Annotated in this window: 18 protein-coding genes; 8 read left to right on the top strand and 10 right to left on the bottom strand. The window is 67.2% G+C overall.

Translation table 11 applies throughout. From position 1 onward, the window contains the following. Positions 1–44: 44 nt before the first annotated feature. From epsI to epsL, 7 genes are all read right to left on the bottom strand, one after another. A complete protein-coding gene (gene epsI, locus V5B60_RS15270; protein ID WP_332347844.1) occupies positions 45–731 on the bottom strand; it encodes an exosortase-associated protein EpsI, B-type in 687 nt (228 codons plus the stop codon). Then, on the bottom strand, positions 728–1,639 hold the full coding sequence (gene xrtB, locus V5B60_RS15265) for an exosortase B (protein ID WP_332350585.1): 912 nt from the start codon (positions 1,637–1,639) through the stop codon (positions 728–730). Before xrtB ends, epsI begins: the two co-directional genes overlap by 4 nt. 120 nt (positions 1,640–1,759) lie before the next feature. Then, complete coding sequence (gene epsG, locus V5B60_RS15260) at positions 1,760–2,629, bottom strand: chain length determinant protein tyrosine kinase EpsG (protein ID WP_332347843.1); 870 nt, start codon at positions 2,627–2,629, stop codon at positions 1,760–1,762. A gap of 6 nt (positions 2,630–2,635) precedes the next feature. Further along, positions 2,636–4,066, bottom strand: coding sequence for a chain length determinant protein EpsF (epsF, locus tag V5B60_RS15255; protein ID WP_332347842.1), 1,431 nt, complete (start codon positions 4,064–4,066; stop codon positions 2,636–2,638). 26 nt (positions 4,067–4,092) lie between these two features. Then, positions 4,093–4,899, bottom strand: a complete 807-nt coding sequence (gene epsE, locus V5B60_RS15250; RefSeq protein ID WP_332347841.1) for a polysaccharide export protein EpsE — start codon at positions 4,897–4,899, stop codon at positions 4,093–4,095. 14 nt (positions 4,900–4,913) lie between these two features. Continuing rightward, a complete protein-coding gene (locus tag V5B60_RS15245) occupies positions 4,914–5,831 on the bottom strand; it encodes an EpsD family peptidyl-prolyl cis-trans isomerase (protein ID WP_332347840.1) in 918 nt (305 codons plus the stop codon). Positions 5,832–5,875: 44 nt separating this feature from the next. Continuing rightward, positions 5,876–7,039, bottom strand: a complete 1,164-nt coding sequence (gene epsL / locus V5B60_RS15240) for an XrtB/PEP-CTERM-associated polysaccharide biosynthesis outer membrane protein EpsL (protein WP_332347839.1) — start codon at positions 7,037–7,039, stop codon at positions 5,876–5,878. Between the two features lie 619 nt (positions 7,040–7,658). Between epsL and V5B60_RS15235 the strand changes: the two genes are divergently transcribed. From V5B60_RS15235 to mnhG, 8 genes are read left to right on the top strand one after another with little or no spacing between them, the layout of a single operon-like run. After that, positions 7,659–8,744 (top strand): calcium/sodium antiporter, encoded by a 1,086-nt coding sequence (locus V5B60_RS15235; RefSeq protein WP_332347838.1) that lies wholly within the window; start codon positions 7,659–7,661, stop codon positions 8,742–8,744. Between the two features lie 4 nt (positions 8,745–8,748). Beyond that, complete coding sequence (gene mbhE / locus V5B60_RS15230) at positions 8,749–11,022, top strand: hydrogen gas-evolving membrane-bound hydrogenase subunit E (protein ID WP_332347837.1); 2,274 nt, start codon at positions 8,749–8,751, stop codon at positions 11,020–11,022. After that, positions 11,022–11,453, top strand: coding sequence for an MnhB domain-containing protein (locus V5B60_RS15225; protein WP_332347836.1), 432 nt, complete (start codon positions 11,022–11,024; stop codon positions 11,451–11,453). The genes mbhE and V5B60_RS15225 overlap by 1 nt, the downstream gene beginning before the upstream one ends. Beyond that, positions 11,450–11,836, top strand: coding sequence for an NADH-quinone oxidoreductase subunit K (locus tag V5B60_RS15220; RefSeq protein ID WP_332347835.1), 387 nt, complete (start codon positions 11,450–11,452; stop codon positions 11,834–11,836). The genes V5B60_RS15225 and V5B60_RS15220 overlap by 4 nt, the downstream gene beginning before the upstream one ends. Then, a complete protein-coding gene (locus tag V5B60_RS15215; protein WP_332347834.1) occupies positions 11,836–13,284 on the top strand; it encodes a proton-conducting transporter transmembrane domain-containing protein in 1,449 nt (482 codons plus the stop codon). The genes V5B60_RS15220 and V5B60_RS15215 overlap by 1 nt, the downstream gene beginning before the upstream one ends. Further along, entirely contained in the window at positions 13,284–13,622 is a 339-nt protein-coding gene (locus V5B60_RS15210; protein ID WP_332347833.1) for a Na+/H+ antiporter subunit E, read from the top strand. The genes V5B60_RS15215 and V5B60_RS15210 overlap by 1 nt, the downstream gene beginning before the upstream one ends. Continuing rightward, entirely contained in the window at positions 13,619–13,909 is a 291-nt protein-coding gene (locus tag V5B60_RS15205) for a monovalent cation/H+ antiporter complex subunit F (RefSeq protein ID WP_332347832.1), read from the top strand. Before V5B60_RS15210 ends, V5B60_RS15205 begins: the two co-directional genes overlap by 4 nt. Further along, a complete protein-coding gene (mnhG, locus tag V5B60_RS15200; protein ID WP_332347831.1) occupies positions 13,906–14,235 on the top strand; it encodes a monovalent cation/H(+) antiporter subunit G in 330 nt (109 codons plus the stop codon). Before V5B60_RS15205 ends, mnhG begins: the two co-directional genes overlap by 4 nt. A gap of 82 nt (positions 14,236–14,317) precedes the next feature. On the opposite strand, the gene V5B60_RS15195 is transcribed toward mnhG, so the two are convergent. From V5B60_RS15195 to V5B60_RS15185, 3 genes are read right to left on the bottom strand one after another with little or no spacing between them, the layout of a single operon-like run. Then, positions 14,318–14,824 (bottom strand): hypothetical protein, encoded by a 507-nt coding sequence (locus tag V5B60_RS15195; protein WP_332347830.1) that lies wholly within the window; start codon positions 14,822–14,824, stop codon positions 14,318–14,320. Between the two features lie 12 nt (positions 14,825–14,836). Beyond that, a complete protein-coding gene (locus tag V5B60_RS15190; RefSeq protein WP_332347829.1) occupies positions 14,837–15,604 on the bottom strand; it encodes a DUF2092 domain-containing protein in 768 nt (255 codons plus the stop codon). A 31-nt stretch (positions 15,605–15,635) separates the two neighbouring features. Continuing rightward, on the bottom strand, positions 15,636–16,160 hold the full coding sequence (locus tag V5B60_RS15185) for a hypothetical protein (protein WP_332347828.1): 525 nt from the start codon (positions 16,158–16,160) through the stop codon (positions 15,636–15,638). Positions 16,161–16,165: the final 5 nt, after the last annotated feature.

The following is a 16,165-nucleotide window of genomic DNA, read 5'->3' as shown; positions in this document are numbered from 1 at the left end:
ATTGGCGTGCTGACGGCCTTTCTCTTCATGGCCTGGCGATGACGCTAGCGGGTCGCACGGCCTGCCAGCCGAATCCGGTCCTCCGCCGTGGTCGCGGCGAGGAGGTCCCTGATGAACTCATCGTGCAGCGCGTAGGCGCTGGCCTGCTGGTCACTGATCGACGACACGCGGACGAGCATCCCGTCCGGCACCTTGCCCGTGATGCCATAACGGATCTGCAGCAGCTTGCGGCTGATTCCCGGCAGCGTGACCTGGTCACCCACGGTGATCCAGTAAGTGATCGGCTCGTTCCTCTTCCCCTGTGCGGCAACGAGTCGGCGAACGGGAAGCATGCCGACAGTCATCGCCACTTCATTCTCGACGCTCTTCGAGAGCTGGAAGCCCTGTGCCGCGTAGCAGAATTCCGGGCGGTGCACCTGCGTCTTGTCGCTGCCCTGATCCCCGCCGTAAGCAATCGAGAGCATGACCCGCTGCCCCTGGCTGTTGATGTAGGTTCGCGCCAGGGTCTGGTCGTAGATGGCGTCAAGCCTTTCCTGGACGTCCGGGCTCACCGTTACCGGAATCAGCATGGGGTCGATCGTCCAGTCACCAAAGCGTTGCGGAATCGATGCCGCGAGATCGATCCGCGGTCCGTGCTCGGCGATTCGCTGCGTCGGCTTGAGGGCGATGGCCAGCCCCGACGCGGCCAGCATCAGCAACAGCAGAATGACATGGCGCAGGCAAGGCTTCATGGCGTCATCGCCCGCCTGCGCATCGCCGCACCGTCGATTCGGCGCTCACCCCAGTGAATCAGCGAATCGACGGCAATGATCAGCAACAGCGCCGAAAGGAACAACACCATGCCGGCGAAGCCGTGCAGGAAGCCCTGCCCCGCCTCGTCGCCGAAGTGGTAGGTGATCAGCGTCAGCACCATCACGCGGATGACGTTGGCAGAAAAGGAAATCGGCACGATCAGCACAGCCAGTGTCACATTGCGCAACAGCGAGTCGCGACGGACGATGTTGAGGTAGAGCAGGCCGAGCGCCTCGAGGGTGAACAGGGTGTGCAGGCCGGCACATGCATCGGCCACGAGCAGCTTGTACTGGCCGATCTGCAGGATCACGCCCATGCGCGAGATGGGATAGCCGGCCCAGAACAGAATGTGCTCGGCGACGTAGGAGACGGCCGCCTTCATCGGCATGGTCAGCGTCTCGACGATCGAACCGGGCAGCGGGATCATGAACAACATGAAGAACAGCGGGAACCACTGGGCCTTGAGCGCCGCCACGCCGCGGGTGAGCAGCAGAATCGCAGCCAGCAGCCAGATCATCGAGGCGATCTCCAGGAGCACGATCTCCTGCGAGCGACCGACGACGTAGAGCAGCAGGCCGATGCCCAGGGTGGGCCAACCCCACGCGCTGGGGCTGCCGGCTTCGCTTGCCTGCCACATGCCCGGCCACTTCCGCCAGGCAAGCCAGCAGGCGATCGACAGGACGATCGGGCCATGTTTCTGCTCGTCGCTCGCCCAAGTGGTCCGCGACAGGTCGAGCAGGCTGGGCAGATAGAGCGCCAGCAGGCCGACGACGATCGGCAGCCAGCTCAGCCACTGCCCGGTCGCCGGTGCTGTCGTCGGCGCGATCGCCCGCGTGCCCATGCCCATGGCCATGCCGATCCTAGTCCCCGTACGCCGGCGGCCGTTGCCTGCCGCCGTACAGCCAGGCTGGCAATGGGACCAGCGAGTTGCCCTTGTCGAGCTGGAATGCGCCGGGAGACATTCGCTTCAGCCTTGGTTGAGGACCGAGCCGACGACCACCGTGCCGCTCTCCTGCAACGAACGGACGAGGGCCTGCAGGCGCTGGGCCGAGCTGAGATGCTTGCGGGCGACGACGATGGCCCCGCGCGCACGACTGGCAATGGGCTGGTGATCGGCCGTTCTCGCGGCCGGCGGGGTATCGACGATGACCACGTCGTAACTGCCGCAGAGTGCGCTGAGCATGGCAGCGAACTGCGGCCGGCTCAACAGCTCCTGAGGATTGGGCGGCACCGCGCCGGCGGGCAGGAGCGAGAGATTCTTCAGGCGCGTGACGCTGCCGATGCACTCCGCCAGCTCGGCGCGGCCGGCGAGGATGCTCGACAGTCCGTGCTTGTCGGGGATCCGGAACAGCCGATGCTGGCAGGGGCGCCGCAGATCGGCATCGACGAGGAGCGTGCGCTGACCGAGCTGGGCAAAGACGACCGCCAGGTTGGCCGCGACGAAGCTGCGGCCCTCGCCCGCATCCGGACTGAGTACCGCGAGTGCGCGGCCGCCGGAGTCGACGTCGAACCAGCGCAGCAGCAACTGGCTGCGCAGCAGGCGCAGTTGCTCGACGACCGGGCTGAACGGCTTGAAGGCCGCCACCACCTCGCTGCTCATGCTGTCGTCGTCGGCTGCGAGGTAGGTGTAATCATACTGGCGGGAGAGCACCTGCTGGATGTCGTCCTCGCCGAGCAGGCCGAGTTGCAGCGCCGCGTCACCGAAGCGCATGCCCTCTTTCTGCTGCAGGCGCAGGATTCTTTCGGCGGCGTCGATCGTCAGCCGGCCGCTGTCGATCAGGATGGCACCGATCGACGGACCGGCACCGCTCTGGAGTTGTTCGGTCATGGCGTTCATTGCGCGTCAAGCCTCGGAAACCTTCATTTGCACACCCCGTCCGTCTCGCCAAGCCCGCAGGCGGCGCCAGAAGCGCCACTTGCCATCGGTCGGCGGCCTGGTAGCCGGGTCGAGGACGGCGAGAACTGGGACGGACATCGCCAGCGCCAAGTCGGCCGCGGAACGAACGCGGGGTTGCGCCAACTCGACGGCAAGTGCCACCGCGACGGCCAGCACCAGCCCGGCAGCGAAGGAGACGAGCACGTTGAGGAAGACCTTCGGAGCGGACGGGCCGAGCGGTTCGAAAGCCGGCGTCAGCACCGAGACGTTGGTCTGCAGCGACTGCGCCTCGAGCGTGCTCTGCGTCATGCGCTGGCCGATCGCGTCGAAACCACGTTGCGCCGTTTCCACCTCGCGCACCAGAACGCTGATCTCGTCACGCTGCCTCTTGAGATCGAGCACCTTCCTGCGCTGCGCCTCGATGGCCGCCTGCAGCTCGACTTCCTTGGCCTGGCTGACCCGACCGGCGGTGCCGATGGAGCTGGTGACCTTCAGCGTCTCGCTCTTCAGGCGCGCCTTGAGCTCATTGACTTCCGCCAGCGTGCGCTGGTGTTGCGGATGGTTCTCGCCGAGGTTGCCCGACAGCTCCTTGAGCCGTGACTCCAGGCGCGCGACATCGGCCTTCAGCTGGTTGATCAACGGGTTCGTCATGACCTCCGGCAACGTGTCCGAACTGCCCAGCTTCTGCTTGCTGGTCGAATCGGCGCCTTGCGCCTCGGCTTGCGTGAGCTGTGACGAGAGCTCGTTGTACTTCTGCATTTCGTAATCGAGTCGCTCGTCGGTGGCGATGATGCCGCTCTCCTGCTGGAAGTCGGACAGCGCCTTCTGTGCCGCCTCCAGGCGCTCGCGCTGGGCCTTCACCTGGCTGTCGAACCAGGTGGCGTACTGCCTGGCCGGTTCGACACGCAGCTCGATCGTCGTGTCGATGTACGCCTGCGCGAAGGCATTGGCAACCGCCGCCGTGAAGGCCGGCTCCTGACCGGTGAAGGCGATGTTGATGACGTTGCTTTCGCGTGACGGCTGGACGCTGAGCTTCTTCTGCAGCAGCTCCGCGAGCCAGTGTGTGATCTCGCCCTTGCCCTGCGTCGCCTCGAGCCACTGCTCCCTGATCTGCGTGCTTTCGTCCATGCGCAGGAGCTTCACCACCCGCTGTGCCGTCCGGTCACTGGTGACGATGTCGACCTGCGTCGCCATGTAGCCCGGCGCCATCATCCCCGGCAGCACCATGCCGGCGATCGGGTCGGGCGACTTGACATCGACGACCACCGCCGTCGATGCCTTGTACTGCTTCGGCAGCATCAGGCTGACGACCAGCGTCGCCAGGACCGTCAGGGCCAGAACGGCCAGCGCCGGCTTGCGTCGCGCCCAGAGAATCAGGAGGAGTTGATGCAGTGTCATGGATATCTTTCAGTCGCCGAAGGTGATCAGAAGAGGCTTTCCTGCACCTGGATGACGTCGTCGGCACGCACCAGATCGGACTTCTCGGGAGCGATCTCGCTCACCCTGCCATCCGCTCCGCGGCGATGGATGCGCATGCTGCGCTCGGTGCCACGAACCGTCAGGCCGCCGCCCTGGACCAGCGCCTGCAGCACCGTCATGTCGCGCTCGATGCGGTAGGGACCGGGACGCTGCACCTCGCCGTAGATGTAGAAGACCGGCGCGCGATGGACGTAGATGACGTCGCCACCGGCGACGAGGACATCCTCGGTGTTGCGCTCGGGGCCGAACAGCGCGGGCACGTCGATCTCGCGGCGAAACGGCTTGCCTTCGCGGATACCCGACAGGATGACGACGTCGGAACCGCCCGGTGACGCCCCACCCGCGGTCGCCAGCATGTCGGACAGTCGCGTGTTGCCGGTCTCGATCGGGTAGCGCCCGGGGCGGCTGACCAGCCCGAGCACCGACACCTGGTTGCCACGAACCTGGATCAGCAGGATATTCACCTGCGGCTTCTGCACGAAACCGCCCTCGCGCAGTTTGTCCGCGATCGCCCTCTCCGCTTCCGGAATGGTGTTGCCGCCGAGTTGCACGGCGCCGATCAGCGGATAGGTGATGATGCCGCTGTCGGCAACCCGTGTCTCGACGGTCAGGTCCGGGTTCTGGAAGACGCTGATCTTGATCGCATCGCCCGCTCCGAGGCGATAGTCCGCCTGTCTCTCCTGTGCCTGCACCGCGACGATCAGGCCCAGCGTGAAGAGGATGCCCAGCAGCAGTTTCTGGCAGTGGTTCATGGTTCTCTCGCTTCTCACTTGAGGCCGGCAACGCCCTTGTTGATGGCCGCTTCGCTGGCAGTCGGTGCGGCCTTCTCTGCCACCGCCATGACCGGCTTGCTGCCGGCAAAGTCTCCGGCGTATTCGACCTTCGCCTTGGCCCGCAACTGCTTCATGGCCTCGGTTGCGCGTTCGGACTTCTGCTTGTTGCTGAGGTAGCTTTCGATGTAGGACAGCGCCCTGCTCTCCTCCATCGGCTCCGACTTCGTCGCCAGCACGGTGACGATCGCCGCCTTGCCGGCGTCCTCAAACAGCTGCGGCTGTCCCTCCTTCGCCGCCGCGAGGCGCGGCAGTGCGTCGAGGGAGATCTGCTCGGCAGCCTTCACCGCGACACCACCGCTGACGACGACACCGTCGGCGCGCAGGGCCGCCAGCACGTCGGCCGAGGTCTTGCCTCTGGCGAGTTGTTCCTTCACCCTGCCGACGAGTTCGGGTGTGCCGGCAAAGTTGATCTCCTCCAGGCGATAGACCTTGCGCTTGGCGAAGAGATCCGGATGGTCGTTGTAGTAGGCCCGGACTTCGGTCGCCGAAGGCTTGGCGCCGCCGCCACCGACCTGCTCGAGATAGGCGCGCGCCAAAACCTCGCGGCGCGAAGCCTCGAGCATCTGCATGACGTTCGGCGTGCGATCGAGTTTCATCTCGACGGCCTGTTGCACCGCCAGTTCCTGGTCGATCAACCCTTCAAGGACCTGCCGCCTGGCGCCATCAACCTGGTCCGCCGGGATCGAAGGCGTGCGCTGCAGGATGAAATTGATCTGGTGCACGGAGACCTCGCCGCCATTGACCTTCGCCGCCACCTGTGTGGCGGGCTTCTTCTCCGATGAACCGTTGCCGCAGGCCGTGACGGCGAGCGCCGAGACAAGCAGGGTGAGGATCGTTTTCGGGGCGTTCACGTGCATCCTTTCTGAACTGATGGTGGAAGGTGTCGGCTGGGCTTCTAATACAGAAGCGTGGCCGACACGAAAGCGGTGCGGTCCCGGTACTCATAGAGTTCGTAATTCGAGTCGCGCTTCTGCAGGGTGACGCCAGCCTTGAACTGCAGCCAGCGCGCCGCCTGGTACGCGACATCGACAGCAATTCGTGCGGTCTTGTCCTCACGCTGCGGGACACCGGCCGGCAGCGGGACGATGGCGCCACGATAATCCTGACGGCCGTAACCCAGCAGGCCATTGACGGTGATCTTGCTGGTCGCCAGCCACTGCGCCGACAACGCGACATCGTCGAGGACGTAATAACTGGTGGTGAGCTGCTGATAAGCCTCGAGGGCCCGGATATAAGCCAGTGTCAGGGTGCTCTTGCCGCTGATCGCATAGGCGTACTGCAGGTTTGCCGCCACACCTGAATAATCCCGCTGCGAGAAATGCTGATATTCGCGGTCGAGATACTCGATTCGCCCGCGCAACTGACTGAGCCCGCTCAGGCGCCAAGAGAAGTCGAGTTGGTAATTGTCCTGCGTGAAACCGTTGTCGAACTGGAAAACGCTGTTGAAGGGCCGCTTCGAGTAATTGCCCTCGAGGTGGACGGCGCGTGCGGTCAGCGAATTTCCGGCGGCGCCGAGATAACGCAGGCCGAGGTTGTAGCCATCCGCATCATAATCGCCGTCGACACTGGTCTGGACCTGATTGTCCAGGCTCGTCGACAGCACCCCGGCGATCGCTGCCCAGCTCGAATGGAACCAGTAATTGGCCTCGAAGCGGTTGAGCTCGTAGGTCTGTACGTTCCGTCGGCCGAGAGTGCGGTCATTGGCATAATCGTTGGGCAACTGGCTGCGCTGGAATGCCAGCTCGCCCGTCCAGCGTGTGCCCGCGGCCCACAACCATTTGGCGTCGTAGTTGAGTGCGGTGAAGTCGAGGTAATCGTTGCGCCGGTAGCGGTAATCGATCACGTTCACGTTGGCGATGACACGCTGCAGACCGATTGCCTTGTCCAGGTTGAGACCAAGCGTCGTCGTCGTGATCGTATCCGACTTCGGGTCGGCCGACGAAGGCAGCCGGAACAGGTTGTCATCCGACAGAACGGAGACACTCGCATTCAGGTTGATCACGTCGCCCTGCTCCGCCCACAGCAGGGACGGATGGATCAGGGCGCAACAAGAAACCATGGTCAGAAGCTTTCCACAAGAAGTCGTCATCAATGCATGCCACCAGTGGCGCGAGAAGCTCTCGGGACTGCGGCCGGGCGCACGTCTGCCAAACCGGCGCGGAGCATTTACCGCGCTCTCCACGCTGCCGGGAAGCAGGTCCCGGCAAGCCTTCGCGAAAAGGTGCTGCCTGTCGATCCAATGCCACATATCTTCCATTGTTCCCCTTTGCACGGCCGTGCGCTAAGTCACAGCTCGATATCGATTCATCGACCGTCATGTCGCGGCAGACAGCCGCAGCTGCCCCTTTGCAGCGCCGGACACCCCATCCCGCGCACAGTCTACAATGCATGCACTGATATATTGCGGAAATGGCCCAATCGACGAGTGGCCCTCCCCGGCGACCGCAAGGCGATGGCGCGCGGGGTCGGCGATGCATCACCTGCGATGGTGATGCATCGGGCGGCCGTCGAGCGAGCGGCAGAACGGGAACCTTTGTTCCCGGCGACCGTCAGTGTGCGAACGCTGCAGGTCGCAGCGGTCCGACCCGATTCGAGGCACCGCAGCAACGACCGCAAGAGCTGCCGATCGCGCGGCCGCGTGGTCGCCGGACGAACGGCAACGACAAGGAAATGGACACATGATGCTTCTGCTCTTCGGTCTCGGTCTCGCGGCACTGATCGCCGGCGCCCAGGTTCTGGTCCGCGGCGCCTCGAAACTGGCGCTGTCCTTCGGCATTTCGCCGCTCGTCGTCGGCCTCACGGTCGTCGCCTTCGGCACCAGCGCACCCGAGTTCGCCGTCTCGCTGCGTTCGTCCTTTGCCGGCCAGGTGGACATCGCGCTCGGCAACGTCGTCGGCAGCAACATCTTCAACGTTCTCTTCATCCTCGGCGTATCGGCGCTGATCACGCCGCTGGTGGTCGCGCCGCAACTGATCCGGCAGGAGGTGCCGATCATGATCGGGGCCTCGCTCCTCGTCCTGGCGCTGGCGTTCGACGGCCAGGTCGGACGCTTCGATGGCGGGTTGCTCTTCGGCCTCCTGCTGGCGTACACGGTGTTCCTGGTCCGCCAGAGCCGCCGCGAGAGCCGCGAGACGCAGGAGGAATACGGCGAGCAGGCCGTGGTCAGCGACAGCGCAGGCTGGGACCGGCACTGGGGCGTCCAGCTGCTGCTGATCGCCGGCGGATTGGCGCTGCTCGTCGTCGGTGCCGGCTGGCTGGTCGATGCCGCGGTCAGCTTTGCCCGCATCCTCGGTTTGAGCGAAGCCGTCATCGGGCTGACGATCGTCGCCGCCGGCACTTCGCTGCCAGAGGTCGCGACCTCGCTGGTCGCGACCTGGCGCGGCGAGCGCGACATCGCGGTCGGCAACGTCATCGGCAGTAATACCTTCAACCTGCTCGGCGTCCTCGGTCTCTCGGCCGCGCTGGCGCCGGCCGGGCTGCCGGTGGGCGCGGCAATGATCGCCTTCGACCTGCCGGTGATGATCGCCGTCGCCCTCGCCTGCCTGCCGATCTTCTTCAGCGGGCACCTGATCGCGCGCTGGGAAGGCGCGCTCTTCCTCGCCTATTACGTCGCCTACACCGCCTGGCTACTGCTTGCGGCACAGCAGCACGCGGCAACGGCAGCCTACGGCAAGGTGATGATCAGCTTCGTCCTGCCGCTGACGGCGGTGACGCTGGGTGTCGTTGCCTGGCGCGAGTGGCGGGCGCGCCACGGCGCGCCATGAGCACATGAGCGCTGCCCGCAGCGACTCGCCGCTGGCGCAGGCAACGGGCGCGTCGGCGCTGCCCTGCGCACTGCTGCCGGCGAGCCTGTTCGCCTTGCTGGTCGGCGGACTGATCAGCGTGCCGCTGCCGTGGAGTGTTTCCTGGCGCTGGATCCCGGCGCTCGACCTGCAGTTCGCCCTGTACGTCGACGGGCTCGCGGCGCAGTTCCTCTTGCTCATCACCGGCATCGGTACGCTGGTCGCCGTATACGGCGCCGGCTATCTGGCCGGCGATGGACGACGCTGGCGCGTCTTCACCCTGCTGCTGCTGTTCATGCTGGCGATGATCGGCGCCGTCTGCAGCGACCACCTGCTCCTCCTCTTCGTCTTCTGGGAGCTGACCAGCGTCCTCTCGTTCCTCCTCGTCGGTTTCGACCACGCGCGCGAGAGCAGCCGCAAGTCGGCGCAACAGGCGCTGCTGATCACGGGCACGGGCGGGCTGTTCCTCCTCGCTGGAATCATCCTGCTGGCCGAGATTGGCGGCGGTTACTCACTGCGACAACTGATCGCCAGCGCACCGGCATTCGCCGACGATGTGCGCCTGCCTGCGGCGCTGACGCTGCTCTTCGTCGGTGCGTTCAGCAAGTCGGCGCAGTTCCCCTTCCACTTCTGGCTGCCCAACGCCATGGCGGCGCCGACCCCGGTCAGCGCCTACCTGCATTCGGCGACCCTCGTCAAGCTGGGCATCTACCTGCTGGCCCGGCTCGACGCCGCGTTCAGCGACCTGCTGTTCTGGGAGTACTCGCTGGTCGGCGTCGGCACGCTCACCGCCGTCCTCGCCGCCGTGCAGACGGTGCGCGAGCGCGACCTGAAGCGCATCCTGGCGTGGTCGACGGTGGCCACCCTGGGCACGCTGACGATGCTCGTCGGCCTGCCGGGCCACGGCGCCGCACTCGCCGTCGCAGCGCTGTTCTTTGCCCATGCCCTGTACAAGGCGCCACTGTTCTTCGTCGCCGGCAATCTCGACCACGGCGCCGGCACGCGCGACATCAACCGCCTGACCGGCATGCGCCGCCACCTGCCGTGGACCGCCGGGGCCGCCCTGCTCGCCGCGCTGTCGATGGCCGGTCTGCCGCTCTCCTTCGGTTTCGTCGCCAAGGACGCGATGACGCTCGCCAAGGTCGAGGCGGGCGTTTTCGCCCTGGTCAGCCATGCGACGCTGTTCGTCGGCAGCGTCTCGGTGGCGGTGGCGGCGGTCGCGGCGATCCACATCTTCTGGGGCCGTGACACCGTCCATAGCGCCACCCACCCGCACGAAGCGCCGCTGCCGATGCTCCTGCCGCCGCTGCTGCTCGTCGCGTTGGGGCTGCTGTTCGGGTTGCGCCCGACCCTCGTCGACCCTCTTCTCGGCGCCGCGGCGCAGGCGATCGCGCCTGGCTTCGACCCGTTGCAGGTCGACTCGTCCTACGACGCCTGGCCGGTCGCCGAGGCGAGCATCGCCACCCTCTTTTTCGGGCTCCTCATCTACTTCGGCTGGGATCGCCTGCACGCGCTGCTCGAGCGGGCGAGGGATCTCGATGAACTCGGGCCGGAAAGCTGGTACTGGCGCAAGCTGAAGTTCGTACCCAGGTTGGCATCCTGGGTGACGCGGCGTCTGCAGCACGGAGTCTTGCCGGGCTACCTGCTGACCCTGGCCGGCACCGTCGCAGTCGCCCTGCTGGCGGCGCAGCTCGCCACTCGACCGGGTCTCGAGTTGCCGTCGCTCGCACCGCTGCCGCTGCCGGTCGTCGGCTGTGCGCTGCTCATCGCCGGCGGCGCGCTGGCCGCGCTGCTGGTGCGCGATCACCTGATCCTGCTGCTGGTCAGCGGTCTGGTCGGCTACGGCAGCGCGCTGCTCTTCCTGTTCACCGGCGCGCCAGACCTGGCATTCACCCAGTTCGCGGTCGAGACGGTCTTCGTCGTCGTCGCCGCCACGGTCCTCCGCCGGCTGCGCCAGATGCCGGCGCCGCTGCAGGTGGCGGTCGGCGAAGCGCGCTGGCGGCCGCTGGCGCTGCCCGTCGCACTCGGCTTCAGCCTCACCCTGAGCGCCTTGCTGTTGCTGGTGACGAGCCTGCCGTTCGACGCGCAGCTGTCGGACTTCTTCGCCGCCGAAAGTCTGCCGGCAGCGCATGGCCGCAATGTCGTCAATGTGATCATCGTCGACTTCCGGGCGCTCGACACACTGGGCGAGATCGCCGTCGTCACCCTGGCGTTCGTCGCCGCGCTGCCGCTGCTGCAGCTCGCGCGGGGGAGGAACTGATGGGCCCGCGCGCACTGCTCGCCGAGGTCTTCCTGCGCGTCCTCCATCCGGCGCTGCTGCTGGCCTCGCTGTGGATCCTGCTGCGCGGCCACAATGCGCCGGGCGGCGGCTTCATCGGCGGTCTGCTGGCGGTGGCGGCGAGCGCCGCCGTCGCGCTCGCCGTCAGCGCCGCCGAAGCGCGCCGCCGACTGCCGCTGCCGCCGGAGCGGCTGACTGCGCTCGGCGTCCTCGCCGCGCTGCTCAGCGGCCTGCCAGGCGTGATCGCCGGGCAGCCGTTCCTGACCCACCTGTGGTTCAGCGTGCCGCTGGCGGTGACCGAACTGCCGCTGTCGACCGTGATCGTCTTCGACCTCGGCGTTTACCTTGCCGTCTGGGGCGCCGTCGGCGGCTTCTGCCTGTCGCTGCTGGCCGCCGTCGAGGAGCCGCGATGATCTGGGCCGTCGCCCTGGCCGTCACTGCGGTGGTCGCCGCCGGCACCTACCTCGCCTTGTCCCGCGACCTGCTGCGCTGCCTGATCGGTCTCGCGATGGTCGGCAACGGGATCAACCTGCTGGTCTTCTGCAGCGGCCGACTGCTCAGCCAGATGCCGCCCTTCGTTGCCGGCGGCGCGCAGCCGCTGCTGGGCGCGGCGAATCCGTTGCCGCAGGCGCTGGTGCTGACGGCGATCGTCATCGGCTTCATCCTCCTGTGCTTCTCGCTGGTGCTCGCGATCCGCCTGCTGCAGACTGCCGGCAACGCCGATACCGCACAGCTGAGGGCAGCCGAGCCGGTCGCCGTCGATGCCGTCAAGCCGGCGCTCGAGGAGATGAGCTGATGCTCGTGCTGACACCGCTCCTGGTGCCGCTCGCCACCGCGCTGCTCTGCCTGCTGGTGCCGCCGGGCTGGCAACAGCGCGTCAGCCTGGCGGGCGCGCTGTTGCTGCTCGTCTGCGCCCTCACCCTCGCCGGCCAGGTCGTCGGCATCGGCACGCAGGCGGTCGTCGCCGGGGGCTGGCCGCTGCCCTTCGGCATCGAGTTCGCCGCCGACCGGCTGAGCGCGGCGCTGGTCCTGGTCGCCGCGCTGATGGTGAACGTCGTCCTGCTCTGGCAGGCCGGCGGCAGCGCCGATGCGGCGCCCGCCGCACCGACCCTGCACCCGCTGCTGCACGGCCTGGTGGCCGGTGCCGGCGCCGCATTCGTCACCGCCGACCTGTTCAACCTCTACGTCTGGTTCGAGCTGACGCTGATCTGCGCACTCGGCCTGCTCGCCCTCGGCGGCGGCCTGCGCCAGCTCGACGCGACACTCAAGTATTTCGTCCTCAACGTCTTCGGAACCCTGCTCCTGCTCACGGCGATCGCGCTGCTCTACGCCGCCACCGGCCAGCTCAATTTCCGCGCCTTGGGCGCGGCAGCAGCACATCTGCCGGCGTCCATCGCACTGCCGCTGCTGACCCTGCTCTCGCTTGCCTTCCTGATCAAGGCAGCAGCTTTTCCCTTCTTCGCCTGGCTGCCGGCTTCCTACCACACCCTGCCGGCGCCACTGCTGGCGCTCTTTTCGGCGCTGCTGGCGAAAATCGGCATCTACGCCCTGATCCGCAGCCTCGGCGCCGTCTTCCAGGCGGCGCCGGAGCTGCTCTTCGCCGTGCTCGGCTGGATTGCCGTCGTGTCGATGATCAGCGGCGCCCTCGGCGCCGCCTACCACTGGGACCTGCGGCGCATCCTGGCCTTCCACAGCATCAGCCAGATCGGCTACATCCTGCTCGCCATCGCGCTCGCTTCGCCCGCCGGCGACGCCGCGGCGATCCTGTTCATGCTGCACCACAGCCTGGTCAAGGCGGCGCTGATCCTGACCGCGGCCCTGATCTTCCACGCCTGCGGCCACTACGACCTGCGGCGCATCGGCGGCCTTTACGCCGGCAGACCCTGGCTGAGCCTGGTGTTCCTGCTGCTGGCACTGTCGCTGGTCGGAATTCCGCCGTCGAGCGGCTTCTGGAGCAAGTTCCTGGTCGTTCGCCAGAGCCTTGTCCAGGGCGAGTATCTGTGGGCGGCGGTGGCTCTCGGCGTCGGTGCGGTGACCCTCTATTCGATGCTCAAGATCTGGCTTGAAGCGTTCTGGAAACCGCACCCGGACGAGTCGTGGCAGGCCCCGGCGCGCCACCACCTGCTGCCGGCGCACGCCGCGCTCGGCGGACTGGTGGTCCTGATCGTTTCGTTCGGGCTGCTGCCGGAAGCGCTGATCGCCTACGTCATGGCAGCCGCCGACAGCCTGCGTGGGGGAAGCTGATGCGCCGCCCTGCCGCCATCGTCCGCCTGTCGCTGCACTTCATCGCCCACTGCGTGCTGTCGGGAATCGCGACCGCACGCATCATCCTGCGCCGCCGGCCGGCGCGCGCCGGGCTGGTGCGCCTGCGCATCGCGCCGATGAGCGAAACGGGTGCCGCGGTCCTCGCCGCGATGGTGACGCTGGCGCCCGGCAGCAGCGTCATCGACATCGATCCCGAGCGCCGTGAGATGCTCCTGCATCTGCTCGACCTCGATGGTGCCGACGGCACCGTCGCCGGCATCCGGCGCGACTTCGAGCCCGACGTGGCACGGCTCTTTCCGGCCGGAGTGCAGCGATGAGCAGCTCATCGATCGACCTGCTGGTCGCCGTCGTGCTCGTCGCCGTCGCCCTCGCGGTGCTGCGTTTCGTGCGCGGCCCGCGCGACGCCGATCGCCTGATCGCACTCGACATCCTCTTCGCTGCCGCCATCGCGCTGTGCAGCGCAGCGGCGCTGTCTTCCGGCCAGGTGCTGTTTCTCGACGTCGCGATCGGCGTCGCCCTGATCGGCTTCGTCGCGACACTGGCCTGGGCGCGACTGATCTCCCGCCGACGTGCCGCGGATTCCTCCGCCGACGGCGAGCCATGACCCTCGCCGGCAACCTGTTGATCGCCCTCGGCGCCCTCTTGCTGCTGCTCGCCAGCATCGGCCTGTTCAGCCTGCGCGATGCCCTGTCGCGCCAGCATGCGGCGACCAAGGCGGGATCGCTGGCCGTCGCCTGCATCGTCCTCGGCGCCGGACTTGTCGGTGGTGACGGCGCCTGGATTGGCCGCGCGCTCGCCATCGTCGCCATCGTCTGGCTGACCCTGCCGGTCGCCTCGCACGTCCTCGCCCGCGCCGCGCTGCGCGAGCAGGCGGAGACGATCGACCGCGAGCGGTTGCCGCTGTTCGAACGCGACGACGGTGAAGCCTGACTGTGCTCGCGCGGCCGTCGCCGGCGGCCGATGAAGGACAGCCGACGGCGGCTGCTTGCCTTGCAGGTGACCGCCCGGCGTCTCAGTAGGGCGGGTTGATCACCACGTACTGGCCACCCTGCGGCTGGTACCAGGTGTTGCCGCACTGCTGGTAGATGATCCCGCCGTAATTCACCGGCACGCAGTTGGCGGGCACGGAACGTACGATCGAGCCGACCACGGCCGAGGTGACGGCTACCGTCGCGGTGACCGCGGCGGCGGTGGCGACCGGATGGTAGTCGTTGTCCCAGCCCCCGCAGCAACCGCGGCGGTCGACGTCGACATTGACGTTCCGGTTCACATTGACGTTGGTGTTGCGGCTGCTGACGTTGTTGACGCTGGTGTTGCGCACGTCGTTGCTGCGCACGTCGCGCCGGCTGTTGTCGATCTGGCGAGCGCCACCGCCAACGCCGCCGGCTTGCGCCGCGGCCCGCTGGCCGCCGCCCGCCGGCCCGCGCTCACGCGCTTCGGCAATTGGCGCCAGGGCGAGGCTGGCAAGAGAGAGCACCGCGAGCGGGATCGCGACACGGCTGGCAAATGTCCTGTTCATGCGGGTTCTCCCTTATTTCCCGTCGAGCGCGCGCAGCTCGACCGATTTGCTGCCCTTGGGCGGAACGAAAGTGAAAATCGAGTCCGGGAAGCCGGGTTTGAGTTGCCATTCGATCAGCGAAACCGACTGCGGACGGGCCTCGTCGGCGCGGTTCGTGATGACGAGCTTGCGCGGCAGCGGTTTGCCGCCGGCCGCAATCCAGATCTGCCAGTCCAGCTTGCCCTGACGGAAGGCGAAGTGGTCGCAAAGCTCGCCGCCGATGAAGTCCTGTCCGGCGTTCATCGCCGACTCGATGCCATCGGCCGGCGCGGCTGCGGTGCCCCACAGGAAAAGGTCGGCAAGCGGTATCTCGACGCCATAACGCTGCTCGAGCCGGTCGATCAGCTCGGCCAGCGAACCGCTGAATTCGACCGTCGAGTAGAACTTTTGCGCTGGGGAATAGAGGGTCGCTTGCCGGCCATCGTAGAACAGCTCGCGCACACTGCGCGCACTCGACATGCGGGCGTGCAGCCTGTTGGGGCGGGCGACGTCGATGACCGCCGATGCCGTGTGCTGCAGCTTCTGGCCGTCGGCGAGGACACGTTCGCCGGTGAGTTGGGTGCTGACGCGGAAGCGGTTCAGCCCCTGCAGGTAGGCGCCCATGTCCTTGAGCGCCTGGATCGCCGCCGGATCGACTGCAGTGGAACCCATCGAGGGTGGCGGCGCGGCGGCCTGCGCGCGAGCGAGTGGTGGCGCCAGGGCAATGGCCAGCAAGAGCGATGCGAGCAATCCTTGTTTCACGCGGGATCTCCAGAAATGGACAGGTTGGGCTTCAGACGCCGGCGGCCAGAGCCGTCAGCAGGCTTTCGCCGAGCGCCGCCGGCGGCGCGTTGCCGGCCCAGCGAACGACGCCAGACCGCTCGGCCGCAGCGGCCGCGAGGTGGCCGTCGAGCAGCGCGGCGAGCGCGGGTTCGCTGGTCAGCAGGACCGGATCGTCGATCATCGGCGTCGCATGCGTGACCATCCGAACCCTGTTCGCGCTTGCCGCGAAGCGCGTCCAGTGGCCGAACTCTACCACGAGCAGCGCGAATCCACCGCGGAGACCGGCCTTCTCGAGGCGGGCACGCAGCTGCTGCAGCCGTTCATCGAGTCGCCTGCTGGCGGTCTCGGCGTCGACCTCGGGCAGGGCGGCCAGTTGCCCGTCGACGACCGCCTGTCGGGTGCCGAGGGCGACGCCGAGGCTGCCCGGATAGCTGATCGTGAACGGGTTGTCGATGGTGCCGTGCAGCCCACAGGCACCGGCCGGGGCGACGGCGAGGACGGCGACGAGTGCGGCGGCGAGGACTGACTTGCGCATGCGGA

It is taken from the genome of Accumulibacter sp. (genome assembly GCF_036625195.1).
Taxonomy (GTDB): domain Bacteria; phylum Pseudomonadota; class Gammaproteobacteria; order Burkholderiales; family Rhodocyclaceae; genus Accumulibacter.
This window is presented reverse-complemented; position numbering and strand designations above follow the sequence as displayed.